This window comes from Pseudoalteromonas sp. meg-B1, from assembly GCF_003173795.1.
Lineage (GTDB): Bacteria > Pseudomonadota > Gammaproteobacteria > Enterobacterales > Alteromonadaceae > Pseudoalteromonas > Pseudoalteromonas undina.
Window position 1 is genome coordinate 1,222,023 of record NZ_QGQU01000001.1, and the last position, 18,536, is coordinate 1,240,558.

The 18,536-nt window shown below is 39.7% G+C and carries 10 protein-coding genes; all 10 read left to right on the forward strand.

Annotation, left to right across the window (positions count from 1 at the left end; all coding sequences use genetic code 11):
• Positions 1 to 114: 114 nt before the first annotated feature.
• The 10 genes from nhaC to DK924_RS05925 all read left to right on the forward strand — a co-directional run bounded on the left by nhaC (position 115) and on the right by DK924_RS05925 (position 18,467).
• Positions 115 to 1,599: a Na+/H+ antiporter NhaC gene (nhaC, locus tag DK924_RS05880; protein ID WP_054201012.1), complete on the forward strand. Its 1,485-nt coding sequence runs from the start codon at positions 115 to 117 to the stop codon at positions 1,597 to 1,599.
• A 50-nt stretch (positions 1,600 to 1,649) separates the two neighbouring features.
• Positions 1,650 to 4,244 carry an aminopeptidase N gene (gene pepN, locus DK924_RS05885; RefSeq protein ID WP_109874587.1) on the forward strand — a complete coding sequence of 865 codons (2,595 nt, stop codon included), beginning with the start codon at positions 1,650 to 1,652 and terminating at the stop codon, positions 4,242 to 4,244.
• Between the two features lie 3 nt (positions 4,245 to 4,247).
• Positions 4,248 to 4,469 carry a DUF2835 domain-containing protein gene (locus tag DK924_RS05890; RefSeq protein ID WP_010390154.1) on the forward strand — a complete coding sequence of 74 codons (222 nt, stop codon included), beginning with the start codon at positions 4,248 to 4,250 and terminating at the stop codon, positions 4,467 to 4,469.
• 253 nt (positions 4,470 to 4,722) lie between these two features.
• Positions 4,723 to 6,819: a DUF1302 domain-containing protein gene (locus DK924_RS05895; protein ID WP_010390153.1), complete on the forward strand. Its 2,097-nt coding sequence runs from the start codon at positions 4,723 to 4,725 to the stop codon at positions 6,817 to 6,819.
• Between the two features lie 13 nt (positions 6,820 to 6,832).
• Positions 6,833 to 8,197, forward strand: coding sequence for a DUF1329 domain-containing protein (locus tag DK924_RS05900; protein WP_010390152.1), 1,365 nt, complete (start codon positions 6,833 to 6,835; stop codon positions 8,195 to 8,197).
• Between the two features lie 124 nt (positions 8,198 to 8,321).
• Positions 8,322 to 9,317, forward strand: a complete 996-nt coding sequence (locus DK924_RS05905; protein ID WP_109874588.1) for a YCF48-related protein — start codon at positions 8,322 to 8,324, stop codon at positions 9,315 to 9,317.
• The gene (locus DK924_RS05910) at positions 9,317 to 11,638 is read left to right on the forward strand and encodes an RND family transporter (protein ID WP_010390150.1); all 2,322 of its coding nucleotides are present in this window, start codon (positions 9,317 to 9,319) and stop codon (positions 11,636 to 11,638) included. Before DK924_RS05905 ends, DK924_RS05910 begins: the two co-directional genes overlap by 1 nt.
• Positions 11,639 to 11,848: 210 nt before the next feature.
• Positions 11,849 to 16,690, forward strand: coding sequence for an NAD-glutamate dehydrogenase (locus tag DK924_RS05915; protein WP_109874589.1), 4,842 nt, complete (start codon positions 11,849 to 11,851; stop codon positions 16,688 to 16,690).
• A gap of 105 nt (positions 16,691 to 16,795) precedes the next feature.
• Positions 16,796 to 17,806, forward strand: a complete 1,011-nt coding sequence (gene pyrD / locus DK924_RS05920; protein WP_109874590.1) for a quinone-dependent dihydroorotate dehydrogenase — start codon at positions 16,796 to 16,798, stop codon at positions 17,804 to 17,806.
• 130 nt (positions 17,807 to 17,936) lie between these two features.
• On the forward strand, positions 17,937 to 18,467 hold the full coding sequence (locus DK924_RS05925; protein WP_054201007.1) for a cell division protein ZapC: 531 nt from the start codon (positions 17,937 to 17,939) through the stop codon (positions 18,465 to 18,467).
• Positions 18,468 to 18,536 lie beyond the last annotated feature (69 nt).

The following is an 18,536-nucleotide window of genomic DNA, read 5'->3' on the forward strand; positions in this document are numbered from 1 at the left end:
TACTATCGATAATTTGCTAAATTGTTATAATCGCGGATTACCAAAAGTTGAGCTAGATCAATAGTGCTCAATAAATGCGCGTACGTGCTAATAAAAATAATCAACATGCATCGAATGTGTGTAGGAGTCTATATTTTGAAGCCAATTGAAGAAAAACCACTAAAAAGTGCCTCGTTTTTTGATGCACTCATTCCAATTGCTGTATTAATTTGTTTATTAGGTGCCGCTGTGTACTTATTTGGTGATGACTCATCGTCAGGTCCCAATCAAATTGCCTTGTTGTTTGCAACATTCGCTGCGGCGTTAATTGGTTTAAAAAATGGCTACACATGGAAGAAATTAGAAGATGCAATGATTGAGGGGATCACCTTATCGCTTAGTGCGATTTTAATCTTACTCATGGTAGGGGCATTAATCGGAACTTGGCTATTATCAGGAACCGTTCCGACATTAATTTATTACGGTCTACAAATCATCAATCCTAGTTGGTTTTATGCCGCGAGTTGTTTAATTTGTGGCATTGTAGCAATGAGTATTGGTAGTTCATGGACTACAGCAGCGACTATAGGTGTTGCGTTACTCGGTGTCGCTTCAGGACTGGGTTTAGAGCCGACAGTTACCGCGGGTGCTGTAATATCAGGCGCATATTTTGGCGATAAGCTTAGTCCATTATCTGAAACAACCAATTTAGCTCCAGCCGTTGCTGGTGCAGATTTGTTTGAACATATTCATCATATGCTTTGGACTACAGTACCTAGCTTTGTAATTGCATTAATCATCTTTGTTTTCATGGGCTTTAACGCGACAGCAGCGGGAGAGGCTGGTCAAATAGAGCAAATAACTGCAATTCTTCAGCAAAACTTTAACATTGGCTTAGAAATGTTGGTGCCGTTAATTGTATTACTCGTACTTGCTATTCGAAAAATGCCAGCGTTTCCTGCCATTTCTATTGGTGCTGTCATTGGCGCGGTGTGGGCTATGCTATTTCAATCGGACTTAATTGCTAGCCAAATTGACATGACTCAGGGTGAGTTTGTCGGTTACTTTAAACTGGTTTGGACCACCTTTTTTGATGGCTTCACGATTAACACGGGCGATGCGAAAATGGACTCGTTACTGAGCGGCGGCGGTATGTCTGGCATGCTAACAACCACATGGTTGATCATGACAGCACTGATGTTTGGTGCGATTATGGAAAAAACGGGTCTACTTGATATATTTGTTAAAAGTATTCTAAAAATAGCAAAAAGCACTGGCTCTCTTATCGCCTCCACTATTGCAACGTGTATTGGTACCAATGTTATTGCTGCCGATCAGTATATTGCCATTGTGGTACCTGGGCGGATGTTTAAAGAAGAATACAAAAAGCGTGGCTTAAAGCCTGTTAACTTATCACGTACTCTAGAAGATGGCGGTACAATTACTAGCCCACTGATACCGTGGAATACGTGTGGTGCGTATATGCAAAGTGTTTTATTAATCAATCCGTTTGACTATGCGCTTTATGCTTTCTTTAACCTTATAAATCCTTTCTTAGCCGTGATTTACGCTTACTTAGGAATTAAGATACTACGTATTAAACCTAAACAAACGGCTTAATTTAAGTAGCTCCTTTTATCACTAAAAGGGGCTATTTTTTTGGAGTGAACATGACTGAACTACAAAGACCTCAAGCAGAATATCTAAAAGACTACCAAGCCCCCCATTTTTCAATCGAACACACTGAGCTGACGTTTGATTTACAGCCATTACAAACTCAGGTAAATGCTTTATTAACACTTAAGCGCGTTGCCGGTTCAAATGCACCACTGGTATTAGATGGCATTGACTTAACTTTGATCTCATTGTCGGTAGAGGGTGAGGAGCTCACAGATTATAAAATTATAAATCAGCAATTAATCATTAATAATCTACCTGATGAGTGTCAGCTAAGTATAGTGACGCAAACATCACCGCAAACCAATACTTCACTTGAGGGGTTGTACTTATCGGGCGGGGCTTACTGTACCCAATGTGAAGCGCAAGGGTTTAGAAAAATAACCTACTATATGGACCGTCCTGATGTCCTTTCTACTTTTGATGTCACTATAATTGCAGATACAACATTCCCGCATTTACTCTCAAATGGTAATCAAGTTGATAGCGGTGAAACGCAAGATGGACGTCATTTTGTAAAATGGCAAGACCCATTCAAAAAGCCAAGCTACTTGTTTGCTTTAGTGGCAGGGGACTTCGATGTTTTACACGACAAGTACACAACTCGCAGTGGTAAAGACGTCACCTTAGCGTTATTTGTTGATAAAGGAAATTTACCAAAAACAGAGCATGCCATGACGTCGCTTAAAAAAGCGATGGCTTGGGATGAAACTCGCTTTAATTTAGAGTACGACCTTGATATTTACATGATTGTTGCCGTTGATTTTTTCAATATGGGAGCAATGGAAAATAAAGGCTTAAACATTTTTAACAGTAAATGCGTGTTGGCGAATCAAGAAACGGCAACCGATAAAGATTACCACACCATTGAGTCTATTGTTGGCCACGAGTACTTTCATAACTGGACCGGAAATCGTGTAACTTGCCGTGACTGGTTTCAATTGTCTTTAAAAGAAGGCTTGACGGTATTTCGAGATCAAGAATTTAGTAGTGATTTAGGCTCTCGTGCGCTTAATAGAATTGATGCTGTAAAAGTGATGCGTACTCATCAGTTTAGTGAAGATGCAGGCCCTATGGCTCATCCGATACGTCCAGAAAAAGTGATTGAAATGAATAACTTTTACACTGTGACTGTATATGACAAAGGGGCAGAAGTAATTCGCATGATGCATACCCTTTTAGGTGAGCAAAACTTTCAAAAAGGCATGGCTTTGTACTTTGAACGCCATGATGGGCAAGCAGTGACGTGTGATGATTTTGTTGCAGCAATGAGTGATGCATCATCCATTGATTTATCACAATTTAAGCGTTGGTATAACCATTGTGGTACGCCTCGCCTAAACGTAACTAAAAAGTATGATGAAGCTTCGCAAATATTCTCGCTTACCGTAGAGCAGCTTACGCCAGCGAACCAGCCTGATAATGCAATGTTACATATCCCTTTTGCTATTGAGCTTTTAGACTCTCAGGGGCAAAGTATTACATTGCAATACCAAGGAAAACAGCTTGATAATGTGTTGGATGTAACTAATAGCTCGCAAACATTTTACTTTGATAATATTCACAGTAATCCAACCGCGGTATTGCTCGAAGATTTTTCAGCCCCATGTATTTTAAATCAATCTATTAGTGAAGCGGATTTACTGCATATTATGCGTTTTGCGCGTAGCGATTTTTCACGCTGGGATGCACAACAGCAGTTATTTATTAACGCACTTAAAGCCAATGTTACTTCAGCAAGTAAAACTCCATTGAGTGAGGAGGTGATTGATGCACTTCGCACATTGCTATCTCAACGTGAGGGTGATTTAGCATTGATTGCTGAACTGTTGAAGTTACCAAGTTTTGATACCTTAGCTGCTGAATTTGAAATAATACCGGTAGATCAGATAACGGCAAACATTGAGTTATTTGAACAGCAAATAGCCACACAATTGCACAGTGAGTTTTTAAGTTGTTACCAGGCAATCATTGATGATGGTAGTGTGAGTGCCCAAGCGGTGGCAATACGTGCGTTGAAACAGCTTTGTCTTCATTACTTGGCAAAAACCGACAGTGTTGATGCGGCAAGTTTAATTGAGCAGGCTGCATCTTCAACAAATATGACCAATGTACTCGGTGCATTAAGCAGTGTGGTTAAAGCAGCTCACCCATTGTCAGATCAATTGCTCGATCATTTTGACGCTCAATGGCGCCATGATGTATTAGTAATGGATAAGTGGTTTGCTTTGCAAGCGATGAACTCTGCTGAAGATGCTATCGAGAAAATAAAAGCCTTGTACTCGCATCCTTGCTTTGATTTTTCGAATCCAAACCGAGTACGTGCATTAGTGGGCAGTTTTTCTCATTTTAATACCGCACAGTTTCATCGTTTAGATGGCACGGGCTATACATTACTTGGCGATTTATTGATTAAGCTTAATGCGATTAATCCGCAAAATGCATCTCGTATGTTAACGCCGTTTATGTCGTGGCGTCGTTATGACGAAACGCGTGCAACTGCAATGCGAGCACAATTAGAGCGATTAGCTAATTTAGAAGGTTTAAGCGACGACTTATTTGAAAAGGTTGAAAAAGCCTTACAATAAATCATGATAGAACATTATTTTAGTATGAATTTGAGCTATACAAAGTGCATGGATTATTACCATGGACGGTATAGCTCTATCCAAGTGACAGCTGATAGCGGTAAAACAATTCGTTTTTCCGCTCACTATCTTCGACCTTTTATTTCGAGTTTAGGGATCCGAGGTCGATTTAGACTTATTTTAAGTAATGAAAACAAGTTCATCCGTCTCGAACGAGTAGCCTAGCTATTGTTTTTTATGATATAGATATACACAAATATTGCCTTTTTGTTAATTTCGATTTGTCCTATTGTTAATTTACGTGTATAAATTATCTGGTATGACGTCTTACCAATACGTAAACGTCAAACAAATAAAAAACTTATAACTGATTGAAGGCGACCATTTGTAATTTGTTTAATTCGCTTCTATCGTTACGATTACACTAAAAACAATAACTTGATCACACAAAAAATACCCGCGACAGGGGGGAACCAAAATGATAAGAAGATCGCTTTTTGTTAAAAATAAAATAGTACTCGGCTTAACAGCTGCGGCTATCGGTTTATCTGCAGCACAGACACAGGCTGCAACATTTGAGGTAGGTGGTTTTGATATCGCCTTCGATTCTACTTTTTCTTATGGCCAAAGTATTCGTGTTGAAGACCGCGACTTTAACATCATAGGTAAAAGTAATAACCCATCTTTCGATTGGACTGGCTATAATCCAGCAGTTAATCCGATTTATTCATCACAAGATGTTTGGGCTCAACCGGGCTCTTACTCGAATAATGGCGATGCCGGTGATTTAAACTTTAATAGCGGCGAATCTTTCTCCAAACTATTAAAGGGCACGCATGACCTTTCAATAAGTAAAGATAACTACGGTTTATTTACCCGTTTTATGTATTTTTATGATTTTGAATTAATGGACGGCGATCGTGCTTATGTTAATCCAACATCAGGGCAAGGCGTAGATCCTTGTGACGACGATGATACTAAAGAGCAAAGTTGTGCAGACCTTCGTTTACTTGATGCCTACGTATGGGCGAACTTTGATTTAAACGATGGTTATAATCCACTGTCAATTCGCTTGGGTCAACAAGTAGTAAACTGGGGTGAAAGTACGTTAATTTCTCATGGTATTAACGTAAACCCGGTTGATATTGACCGTTTGAAAGCTCCAGGTGCTGAACTAAAAGAAGCGTTTATTCCAGTTGGTATGTTATGGGCATCGCTAGGGCTTACTGAAAATGTGACCTTAGAAGGTTTTTATCAGTATCAATGGCATGAAACCCGCCTACCAGCAGCAGGGACTTATTTTTCTACCAATGATTTTGCTGCAGAAAACGGTTACCAACAAAACGTACAGCTAGGCTTTACCTCAAACCCTGATATCGATTTAGCGTTTTTAACAGATAACTTAAATAACCTGATGGCAACTTATGGCCAAGTGGCTGCGAGCCAAGGTATTGACCCATCAAGCGCAGCTGGCCAACAGTTATTGGCAAATATGTACTTAGCGTACCCGACCAAGGTCGCGCTAAAAGGCAAAGGCTACGATGGCAAAACAGAGCCAGATGATGGGGGCCAATATGGTTTACGTTTAGGCATGTTCTTACCCGAGTGGAACGATACAGAAGTGGCACTTTACCATGTAAATTACCATAGCCGTCGTCCACTTATTTCAGGTCGCGTATCTAACTTCACGCAAGCATCAATTCAACAAGATTTAGCGATGATTGCTACCACAGAAATTACCTCTGATAACGTATCTGATTTAAAAGCATTTGCTAAAGCAACTAACGAGTACCCTGAAGATATTAAACTTTACGGTTTAAGCTTTAACACTTCACTTGGTGAAACAGCGTTTGCTGGTGAGTTTACTTTTCGTGAAGACGAACCGCTACAAATCGATGACGTAGAATTACTTTATGCAGCAATGCCTGAACAGTTAGCTATTGCGGGTTTACGTCCTGAGTTTGCAGGTATTTCGCAAATGAGTAAAGGTGATGCTGCAAGTGTTGTCGGCCCTGGTGAATTAGCCAAAGGTTATATTGAGCGCAATACATCACAATTACAGTTTACGGCAACGCATTTATTTGGCCCGTCATTAGGTGCTGATAGTTGGGCTGTGGTGGGTGAAATTGGTGGTGTTCGTATCAACAATATGCCTGAATACGATGAAATGCGCTTGAATGTGTCTGGTACTGGTCGAAGCGGTATTATGCAAGGCCCTGGTAGTTCAGATTACTCTGCATTACACATGGCGTTATCAAATGGCCCTGAGCAAAAATCGTTTGCTACGGCTTCATCGTGGGGCTATCGCCTAATTGCTAAAGGTGACTACTTTAACCTTTACAACGGTATTAACTTTTCACCACGTTTTGTATTTTCGCATGATGTAAATGGTAATACGCCGGATCCAATGTTCTTATTCATTGAAGATCGTAAGTCGCTAGGTGCTACCATGAGCTTTAATTACCAAAATGCATGGTCTTTGGATGTAAGTTACAACTCATTTTGGGGTGGTGGCGACACCAACACTTTCTCTGACCGAGATTACGTTTCTTTTAACTTAAAATATTCTATCTAGGGGTAACATTATTATGATTAAAAAACCTACCCTCATTGCTACAGCGTTTTGTAGTTTGTTTGCAAGCCACGCAGCGCTGGCTAAAATTAGCCCAGAAGAAGCTGCGCGCCTTGGTAAAGACTTAAGCCCAATTGGTGCGGAAAAAGCAGCGAATGCTGATGGCTCAATCCCAGCATGGAATGGCGGTATTACTGCTGCTCCAGCAGGTTATGAACCGGGTATGCACCACTTAGACCCTTATGCAACCGATAAAGTATTATTCACTATTGATAAAAGTAATATTGATAAATACAAAGAAAACTTAAGCCCAGGACAAATCGCGTTATTTGAAGCGTACCCAGATACGTTTAAAATGCCAGTGTATGAAACCCGTCGTTCTGCGTCTTTTCCACAATTTGTGTACGATGCAACCAAAAAGTTTGCAACGTCTGCTGAATTAGTTGAAGGCGGAAATGGTATTAAAAGTACAGCTATTGGTATTCCATTTCCAATCCCTAAAACGGGTTTAGAAGCAATTTGGAACCATTTACTTCGTTACCGTGGTCAGTCTATTGAGCGTTTTGGTGGTCAGGCAGCACCGACGGCATCGGGTTCATATAACTATGTTGGTTTTGATGAGCAGTTATTAGTTAAGTATTCAGATCCAAGTGCTACTCCGGCTGAATTACAAGATTCTAATATTTTGTTTAAGTTTAAACAGCAAGTGACAGAGCCAGCCCGTTTGGCAGGGACCGCGTTATTGGTGCATGAAACTATGGATCAAATTTTAACGCCGCGCCAAGCGTGGACGTACAATTCAGGTCAACGCCGTGTGCGTCGTGCACCTAATGTAGCATACGATGCACCGGGTACAGCAGCAGATAGCTTACGTACAACTGATGATTTTGATATGTTCAACGGCTCGCCAAATCGTTATAACTGGACGCTAAAAGGTAAGCAAGAGCTTTACATCCCATACAATAGCTACAAGCTTCACAGCGACAAGCTAACTTATGATGATATTTTAAAGCCTGGTCATATCAACCCTGAGCATACACGTTACGAAAAACACCGTGTATGGGTTGTTGAAGCAAACTTAAAAGATGACACCCGTCATATTTACAAAAAACGTGTTTTCTACATTGACGAAGACAGTTGGCAAGTACATGTTACCGATATTTACGATAATCGTGACCAACTTTATCGTGTAGCAATGGCTTATGGTCTTAACTACTATGAAGTACCGACACAGTGGAGTACGCTTGAGGTATACCACGATCTTAATTCACGTCGCTACTTAGCCATTGGTCTAGATAACCAAGAAAAGATGTATGACTTTTCTCAGTCATTTAATGACAATGAGTTTACATCGAGCGCTCTACGTCGCGCTGGCAGATAGTATAAAAGCAGGCACCTAGTTTCCTAGGTGCCTTTTTTCTTTCACATCGCGTTTGTCTATTAACGCACAGGTTTTCCTCTTTATAACAGACAAACAAATCCTCAGTTCAAGGCGAATTTAATTTATGAAGTATTTGGTCTATGCCAGCCTGATCCTAAGCGGTGCGAGTTTTGCACAAGACGCACCTCAAAGTGCGATTAGCGCAATTAATGCAGATAAAACACTCCTTACCGATATTACCCAAACTTCAGCAGGGCTTATTGCTGTAGGTAAACATGGGACGGTCATTAAAAGTATTGATGGTAGCGATTGGCAACAAGCGAAATTGGTACCTACACAAGTATTACTAACAGCGGTTGAATTTACTAATGATTCTAATGGCTGGGCATGTGGACATGACGCCACAATTATTAATACCACCGATGGTGGTGAAAACTGGCAGTTACAACAAGCAAAACCAAGTTTAGATAAACCCTGTTTAGATATTTATTTTAAAGATGACTTAAATGGCTATGCGGTTGGCGCTTACGGTATGTTTTATCAAACAAGTGATGGCGGAAAACATTGGCAAAAACGCTTTTTAGATTCGCTGTTATTTAGTGAAGATAGAGATTATTTAAATGATTTAAAACAAACCGATCCTGAGGGTTACGAAATAGAAACCTCGTCTATATTACCTCACTTTAATCGCATTGAACCGACTAGTTCGGGTTTAATGCTGGTCGGTGAGATGGGCTTAATGGCAAAAAGTGATGACGATGGCCAAACATGGCAACGTTTAGATGAAATTTACCCTGGTTCATTTTTTGGATTTGCTTCAGATTCATCGCAACAAATTGTTGCGGGGTTACGTGGTAATATTTTCCTAAATAAAACCGACAGTCAGCACTGGCAGCACTTAGACAATGATAAAACAGCTACTGTAAATAGCATCATTAATTATAATAATAAACAATGGCTATTATTGGCTAATAGCGGTGTTATTTTTCACCTTAAAGATGATGTGTTGACGTACGAGCAGTTGGCTGATGGTAAAGCGATTCTTGATGGCGTGATTGTTAAAGATAAACTGATCATGGCAACAGAAAACGGCATTAAAGTGAAGGAGTTGACCCCTTAATGCAAGCAATTTTAGATTTTTTAGAAAAAGCGATTTTTAGACACCGCTTAGTGGTGCTCATAAGTTTTGTGTTGATCACCTGTTTATTGGTTTTTAAAGCAACGCAGATTCAGCTTGATGCGTCATTTAATAAAAATATTCCGCTTAACCATGATTATATGAAGGTGTACACCAAACATGAAAAACAGTTTGGCGGCGCTAATAGTATTTTAATTTCAGTATGTGATGACAGTGGTGATATTTTTAACCCTGAATTTTTTACTCAATTAAAAGCTGTGCATGACCAACTTTACTTTATTCCAGGAGTAAATCGTCCTTTAGTAAATTCAATATTTTCACCTAGTGCGCGCTTTGTTGAAGTCGTTGAAGACGGCTTTGCTGGCGGGCCTATTATACCAGCCAACTTTAAAGCCGATAAGCAAGGCTTAGGAATTGTTAAAGAGAACATTGAAAAGGCCAAAGTAGTGGGTCGTATGATAGCAAGCGATTATTCGTGTGCTATGGTCACCGCCCAACTGTTGGAGACTGATCCGCAAACACAAGAAAAATTAGACACTCTCGCTTTTGCAAAAAAATTAGAAAGCGAAATTCGTGAGCCTCTAAGTACAGAAAAGATCAGTATTCATATTATTGGTTTTGCAAAAATGGCCGGCGATATAGCCGAGGGCGCAAAAGGGGTTGTATTATTTTTTGCCATTGCAATTGCGTTTACTTTTGTCATGGTATGGCTATTTTGTGGCAGCTTAAAACTTACTATCTTACCGATTGTGTGTTCAATTATTGCGGTAATTTGGCAGTTAGGATTGCTTTCTAGCTTAGGCTTCGGTCTTGATCCTATGTCTATCTTAGTGCCATTTTTAGTCTTCGCTATTGGCGTAAGCCACGGTGTGCAGATGATTAATGCCATTGGTAAAAAGGTTGCTGAAGGTAAGTCTACAGCAATATGTTGCCAATCAAGCTTTAGGGCTTTACTTGTGCCTGGCGGGATTGCGTTGTTATCTGATACGGTTGGCTTTTTAACCCTATTAACCATTGATATCGGTATTATTCGTGAACTTGCTATTACTGCGAGTTTAGGTGTGGCAGTGATTATATTTACTAATCTGATTTTGTTGCCAGTGTGGGCGTCGTATATGCGCTTTGAAAACAGCATCCATATTCAATCAGGTGATGCTAATAAACCGAACATACTCGATGCAATGCGCGATTTGTTGGTTAAAGCAACCGACCCAAAAACAGCAAAAATCATTATTGGTTTCACGCTGGTTTTATTTGCACTGGGCTATTGGCAAGCAGATAAAATGCGTATTGGTGATTTACATGCAGGTGCACCATCGCTGCACCAAGATGCACGTTACAACCAAGATACTTTCTTAATATCGGACAAATACACTATTTCTTCGGATATTTTAAAAGTCATTGTGGAAGCATATCCTGCTGCGTGTACCGAGCATGACGTCATGGAGCGTATATCGCGCTTTCAGTATAAGGTTGAAAATTTAGCGGGTGTACAATCAGCGGTCAGCCTAAGCTCAGTGGCACAGTCGGTTAATGCCGGTTATAACGAGGGTAATTTAAAGTGGCAAAGTTTGCCGCGCAATTCTGCCAGTTTAGTGCAGTCAACCTCTCGCGTTGAAACCAGCACAGGGTTATTAAACGGTGATTGTTCAGTAATGCCCGTGATTATATTTTTAGATGATCATAAAGCACAAACTATTGATAACGTGATTGCAAAGGTAAAACAATTTGCTGTTGAAGAGGGCACAGACAAGCTTGCTTTCAAATTGGCATCAGGCCCTGTAGGTGTGATGGCTGCAACGAATGAATCTGTTTCAGCTGCACAAATCCCTATGATGCTCTATGTTTATGGTGCGGTCATTATTTTATGCTTACTTAGCTTTAAGAGCGTAAAAGCGACTATTGCAGTGGTATTACCCTTGTACATAGTCTCCACTCTTGCGCAAGCACTTATGGTTCAGCTTGAGATTGGTCTAACTGTTTCAACCTTACCAGTAATTGCTTTGGGCGTAGGTATTGGTGTTGATTACGGTATTTATATTTTGTCATCGATGATGGGGCAGTTAAAACAAAACGTGCCATTGAGTATTGCTTATCGTAATGCATTAGTTGAACGTGGTAGTGCGGTGTTATTTACTGGTATTACATTAGCAATTGGTGTTAGTACGTGGATTTTTTCTGATTTGAAGTTCCAAGTTGATATGGGAATTCTGCTTACCTTCATGTTTTTAGTAAATATGTTGGGTGCTGTATTACTTTTACCTGCAATTGGTAGCTTGCTCTGGACTGACCAGAAAAAATAAGGTGAATAAATTTGCTCCAAAATGGCCAGTAATGGCCATTTATATCTATATTTTGTGAATAGATGACCAAATAGCTGAAATGCTTAAAATGTTTTCATCGAAAAGGCTGTTTATTAGTTTTAAAAGGGTTAGAATTTAACTGACTCCACGCTAATAAATGGCTGTACAAATATTCTGCTAAACTAGCAGTGATAGATTAAGGAACATACAATGACACGAAATGAAGGCCAAGCCTCGGTTATTTTAGATAACGTCTGTAAGCTTATCCAGAAAAAAGTTCGCGCTGATAATGTGTTACTCGTTGAGAAATTCGCCAAAGCCTTGTACAGCAATATGTCTAAAGAGGATTTGGCAAATCGCAACGACAGTGACTTATATGGTGCTGCACTCAGCCTTTGGAATTCGCTAGAAAAAAATACATCAGATGACGTAGTTATTCGCGTTTTCAACCCTGAAGTGGCAAAAGATGGCTGGCAGTCATCACATACCATTGTAGAGATCATTGCTAAAGACATGCCGTTTTTAGTGGACTCTGTACGTATGGCCATGACACGAGAAAACATTGCCTCTCACTTACTTCTTCATAGTCCACTGAAAATTCAACGTGATAAAAACGAAAAAATATCTGGGTTATCAAGCTTAAAAGCAGAGCAAGAATCAACATCAACAAAAACTGTATTCTTTATAGAAATTGACCGTCAAACAGATGCAACTGTTATTGAGTCTTTCAAAAAAGAGCTTGAATCAGTACTTGTTGATGTATCGGTTGCGGTTGAAGATTGGCAGCCTATTCGCGAAAAATTAATCGCGGTAAGCAAAAGCTTGCCAAAAAGCCATAAAGATAAAAATGACAATGAAATAAATGAAACCGTTGAGTTTTTAGATTGGCTAGTAAAAGACAACTTTACATTAATGGGTTATCGCCAATATGAACTTTCACCAGTTCAGGGCGACTATCAATTAAAAGGTAAAATGGATACCAGCTTAGGGTTAATGAAAAACTCTGATGCTGAGCATACACGTTTGCTTTCTGAGTTACCTGAAGTGGCTCGCCAAGAAGCACGCAGTAGTAACCTATTAATTTTAACTAAAACTAATTCATTGTCTCGCGTTCATCGCCCAGCTTACATAGATTATGTGGGTGTAAAACGTTTTGATGACAAAGGCAATGTTATTGGTGAAGATCGTTTCATCGGTTTGTTTTCATCAAACTTTTACAACAATAGCGCTGCTGATGTACCGGTTCTTAAAAGTAAAATTAATCGTATTATGGACATGTGTGACTTCGCTAAAGGGACACATGCATACAAAGCCGTATTAAATATATTAGAAACCTACCCACGTGACGAACTGGTACAAGCTCGTGAGAATGAGTTACTAGAAGTTGCCATGGGCGTATTGCAAATACAAGAACGCGACATGTGTCGTTTATTCGTTCGTAAAGATGCATATGGCCGTTTTTTATCATGCATGGTTTATGTACCTCGTGAGCGTTATAACACAGCGCTTCGCCGCGAAACGCAAGCTATTTTAGCTAACGCATTTAATTCTGACGTTAAAGTCGAATTTACTACCTATTTCTCTGAGTCTACACTGGCGCGTACCCATTACACTGTTCGTGTGACCGACAACAATATTGAATATAACGTGAAAGACATAGAAAACAACCTAATAGAAGCCGCTCGTACATGGGAAGATAAATTACAATCAGCCTTACTTGAATCTGCTGGTGAGGCCCGTGGTAATGAATTAAACCGTAAATATTGCAATGCCTTTGCACGCTCATACAAAGAAGAAGTATTACCTAGCGCTGCAGTGGTCGATATTGAAAAGCTAGAAATGCTAAGCGATGATAACAAGTTAGAAATGTTGTTCTATCGTCCACAAGAAGAAGCAAGTAGCAATATTGTGCGTTTAAGCTTATTCCATAAAGATGAACCAATTCATTTATCTGATGTTATGCCAATGCTTGAAAACTTTGGTCTACGTGTTGTAGGTGAAACGCCATACTCGGTTAAAACTAGTGATGGTGGCGTAAATTGGGTCATGGACTTCTCTATGCTAATTGATAGCAAAGGGATGGCTGATTTTGATAAGATCTCTGCACGTTTTCGTGCTGCATTAACCAGTGTATGGGCAAACCGTTTAGAAAACGATGGCTTTAACCGTCTAGTGTTAATGGGTGGTTTAACGGGTCGTGAATCATCAATTTTACGTGCATACGCAAAATACATGCGCCAAATAGGGGTTACTTTCTCGCAAACGTATATTGAAAGTACCTTTGCAAATTACCCGCATATTGCCGCTAAGATTGTTAACTTATTCTCTAAAAAGTTCTCTGTAAAAAGCCCTGCAAGTGCTAAAACACTTGAAAAACTAGGTTTAGAAATTTATGCAGAGTTAGAAAACGTAGCGAACCTTGATGATGATCGTATTATCCGTTTATACGTTGATATGATTGTTGCTACATTACGTACGAACTACTTCCAAAAAGATGCTGAAGGCAAATTTAAGTCGTACATCTCACTTAAAATTCAGCCAAGTTTAATTCCAGAAGTCCCACTACCTGTGCCAGCGTTTGAGATATTTGTTTATTCTCCACGTGTTGAAGGTGTGCATTTACGTTTTGGTAAAGTTGCCCGTGGTGGATTGCGTTGGTCAGATCGTCGTGAAGATTTCCGTACAGAAGTACTTGGCTTAGTAAAAGCGCAACAAGTTAAAAATACCGTGATTGTACCGGTAGGTTCAAAAGGTGGATTTGTATGTAAACAACTACCTAGTGAACGTGAAGCGTTTATTAAAGAAGGCCAAGAATGTTATAAAATCTTCATTCGTGGTTTATTAGATATCACAGACAATATTGACCGTGGTGAAATTGTACCTGCTGTTGATGTTACACGCCATGATGAAGACGATGCGTACCTAGTAGTAGCAGCGGATAAAGGCACAGCAACATTCTCTGATATTGCCAATGGCATCGCAAACGAATATAACTTCTGGCTAGGTGATGCGTTTGCATCAGGTGGTTCAGTAGGTTATGACCATAAGAAGATGGGTATTACGGCTCGTGGTGCATGGGAGTCTGTAAAACGTCATTTCCGTGAAATGGATATTAACTGTCAAACCACAGACTTTACAGCAGTAGCTATCGGGGACATGGCCGGTGACGTATTTGGTAACGGTATGCTGTTATCAAAGCACATTCGCTTGCAAGTGGCGTTTAATCACTTACATATCTTTGTTGATCCAAACCCAGATGCAGCAGCTTCTTATCCAGAGCGCGAACGTTTATTTAATTTACCACGTTCATCATGGGAAGATTACAATAAAGAGCTAATTTCAAGCGGTGGTGGTATTTTCTCGCGTGCTGCTAAGTCGATTACGCTTACGCCTGAAATGAAAAAGATGTTAGGCACTAAAAAAGCCAGCATGACGCCAAATGAGTTGATCAAAGCATCATTAATGATGGACCATGATTTATTGTGGAATGGTGGTATAGGGACTTACATTAAGCATTCTAAAGAAACGGATGCAGATGTTGGAGATCGTGCTAACGATGCGCTGCGCATTAATGGTAAAGACCTTGGGGCTAAAGTATTTGGCGAGGGCGGTAACTTAGGTGCAACTCAATTAGGTCGTATTGAATTTGCAGCTCAAGGCGGTCGTGTAAATACTGACTTCATCGATAACGTAGGTGGTGTTGCGTGTTCAGATAACGAAGTAAATATTAAAATTTTACTTAATGGTTTAGTTGCTGAAGGCGACTTAACGCGTAAGCAACGTGATGAGTTACTTTACTCAATGACCGATGAAGTGTCTGAATTAGTACTTAAAGATTGTTATCGTCAAACGCACACTTTGTCGATCACTCAATCTAAAGGAACCTCAACGCTTAAAGAAAAAATTCGCTTTATTCATGCACTTGAAAAAGACGGCAAGTTAGACCGTGCAATTGAGTTTATTCCTACCGATGAAGAGTTAGCAGAGCGCGCCGCTGCAGGTAAGGATTTAACACGCCCTGAGCTATCTGTATTAGTTTCTTACGCGAAAATGGTGCTAAAAGAGTCTTTGGTAACGGATGAAATTACTGAGAATCCATATTACCGTCAGTTATTAGTTAAATCATTCCCGCGCCCATTACGTGAGAAGTTTAATGATGCTATGGATAATCATCCACTACGCAAAGAGATTATTGCCACTAAGTTAGCAAATAATATTGTTAATGATATGGGCTTAAACTTTATGGTGCGAATGAATGAAGAAACCGGTGCAAACGAAGCTGAAATTGCATTGTGTTATTCAATCGCAAGTGAAATTTTCCAAATGCGTGAAACATGGTTATCTATTAGTGATTTAGATAATAAAATACCATCGAACGTACAAACAGAAATGTTATACCAGTTACGTCGTACAGTTCGTCGCGCTACACGTTGGTTCCTTCGTCATCGCACGAAAGCACAATCAATTGAGCAAGCGATTGAAATTTTCTCACCAACATTTGCCGATTTAAGTGAAAACTTAACTAAATACATCGTTAAAACAGAAAGCGATCGTATTGTAAGTGCCCGTGAAGAACTAACACAAAGCGGTGTACCTACAGATATCGCACAGCGCATTGTGTCGTTATCAAGCTTGTTCTCGGTAATGGATTTAACGCAAATTGCTCAAAACTCTAATCGTAAAATCGATATGGTGTCGCACACTTACTTTAAATTAGGTGCGCAAATGGGACTACATTGGTTCTTAGATCAAATCACTAATCAACCGGTTTCTAACCATTGGCAGGCATTAGCGCGTGCATCATATCGTGAAGAGTTAGATTGGCAGCAACGCACCTTGTCAGAAGTGGTATTAAACAGCTTTGAAGGTGAAAGCAGTGATGTAGATGGTCAAATTGAACAATGGATGGATAGTCAAGATCTGTTACTTCAACGTTGGAAGCAAATGTTGACAGAGTTTAAAACATCGCAAAGTCACGATTTTGCTAAGTTCTCAGTGGCATTAAGAGAACTGATGTTGCTCGGTCACAATTGTGATACATCAGCAAAGTAACAAACTGCTAATGATTAAAACTAATCGTTAAACAGTTTTTGTTATATAATACCTCAGCCTTGTCTGAGGTATTTTTTTGTCTACAATTTTAAGAGGATTATATTCATGTTCTACGATTTAGCTCGCCGTTTTATGTTTACCCGTGATGCGGAGTGGGCCCATGATTTTGCTCTTAATAACTTACGTCGCTTTGCTAACACGCCATTAAGTGCTGCATGGTCACAAAGCGTGGCAAATAAACCAGTGAACTTTTTAGGCCTCGAATTTAAAAACCCAGTAGGGCTTGCTGCAGGTCTTGATAAAAATGCGGAGTGTATTGAGGCATTCGCTCAAATGGGTTTTGGCTTTGTAGAAGTGGGTACAGTAACACCGCGTCCTCAAGCGGGGAACGATAAGCCGCGGATATTCAGGTTGCCGCAGTCAAATGCAATTATTAATCGTATGGGCTTTAATAACAAAGGTGTTGATAATTTAGTTAACAATGTTAAAGCAGCTAAATACGATGGTATTTTAGGTATCAATATTGGTAAAAATAAAGATACACCAAATGAGCAGGGTAAAGATGATTACATTCACTGTATGCGTAAAGTGTTTGAGCATGCATCATACATCACTGTAAATATTTCATCACCCAATACCCCTGGCTTACGAGACCTGCAATATGGCGCAGCATTAGATGACTTATTACAAAGCTTGAAAAACGAACAGCTTGATTTAATTGCCAAGCATAATAAGCATGTGCCTATGTTGGTGAAAATTGCGCCAGACCTAGATCCAATTCAAATTGAACAAGTGAGCGAGTCACTGTTAAATAATAAAATTGATGGTGCTATAGCCACAAATACCACCTTAGAGCGTAGCTTAGTGCAAGGTCAGCAGTATGCTGATGAGGCAGGCGGTTTATCAGGAGCGCCAGTTAGGGAGCGTTCCACCCATGTTGTTTCTGAACTCAAGCGTTTAACAAACAATCAGTTACCTATTATTGGTGTGGGTGGTATTGATGATGCTAAATCAGCAAAAGAAAAATTTAATGCGGGTGCAGATTTAGTTCAAGTTTATACCGGTTTCATATACAAAGGACCGCAATTGGTCAAGTCGATCATTAACGACTTATAAGGATCAGTTATGTAAGCTTTTGATCGTTCGATAAATGTTCTAAAAAGACGTTTTAAAAATGGTCAAAAGCAGCTATACTCTAAGCTTATTGTCTTATTTTATTTTTTAAGTACTAAGTAGGGAGGAGCAAATGTTACAAGCGTCAAAGCAATGGCAGTGGATAGCGTGTGCTGAAAAAAACCGCTTACTGCTTGATTTAAATGACGATATGCAACTTTGTACACCTTATAAGCTTAGACAGCTCACCGATTGTGCTTTTGAAAACCCATACTTCAGCCTTGAAGATGCAGCCTTTTATGAGCAAGTTTATTATTACCTTGCGCAGTTTAATTTATGGAATCCTGCCCAGTTATGCCAAATAGCGCTCAATGCAACGGCAGTTAAATTTCAATTAAAACCAGTGTTGGCAAAAAGTTGGTTTTTTAAACCGTATACTGGTAGTACACCTAGTACTGAAGCGGTTATTAATTTAAGCTCAGAATCACAAACTGGCGAGTTTTTAATTATAGAGCATTGTCCAGATGCTTCTGTGTGCATTAATTTAAGCGAAACCTTTGCACTAGATGACAATCTATCACTTGCCCAGTTTGAAGTTATCCGCGTTTTAAACAACCGAGTTCACCCCTTAATTACCTCACAGTACGATAGCCAAACAGCTTAGCCTAATTTAGTCTTTGAGACTTGTTTAAGGCGTATTTGTACGCAAACCTATGTTATAATCCCGCGCAAT

What these genes read in the sequence shown, in the direction of transcription:
- DK924_RS05915 (WP_109874589.1), top strand. Translation starts at nt 11,849, where the DNA reads ATGACACGAAATGAAGGCCAAGCCTCGGTTATTTTAGATAACGTCTGT.
- DK924_RS05890 (WP_010390154.1), top strand. Translation starts at nt 4,248, where the DNA reads ATGATAGAACATTATTTTAGTATGAATTTGAGCTATACAAAGTGCATG.
- DK924_RS05895 (WP_010390153.1), top strand. Translation starts at nt 4,723, where the DNA reads ATGATAAGAAGATCGCTTTTTGTTAAAAATAAAATAGTACTCGGCTTA.
- pyrD (WP_109874590.1), top strand. Translation starts at nt 16,796, where the DNA reads ATGTTCTACGATTTAGCTCGCCGTTTTATGTTTACCCGTGATGCGGAG.
- DK924_RS05900 (WP_010390152.1), top strand. Translation starts at nt 6,833, where the DNA reads ATGATTAAAAAACCTACCCTCATTGCTACAGCGTTTTGTAGTTTGTTT.
- DK924_RS05905 (WP_109874588.1), top strand. Translation starts at nt 8,322, where the DNA reads ATGAAGTATTTGGTCTATGCCAGCCTGATCCTAAGCGGTGCGAGTTTT.
- DK924_RS05925 (WP_054201007.1), top strand. Translation starts at nt 17,937, where the DNA reads ATGTTACAAGCGTCAAAGCAATGGCAGTGGATAGCGTGTGCTGAAAAA.
- pepN (WP_109874587.1), top strand. Translation starts at nt 1,650, where the DNA reads ATGACTGAACTACAAAGACCTCAAGCAGAATATCTAAAAGACTACCAA.
- nhaC (WP_054201012.1), top strand. Translation starts at nt 115, where the DNA reads ATGTGTGTAGGAGTCTATATTTTGAAGCCAATTGAAGAAAAACCACTA.
- DK924_RS05910 (WP_010390150.1), top strand. Translation starts at nt 9,317, where the DNA reads ATGCAAGCAATTTTAGATTTTTTAGAAAAAGCGATTTTTAGACACCGC.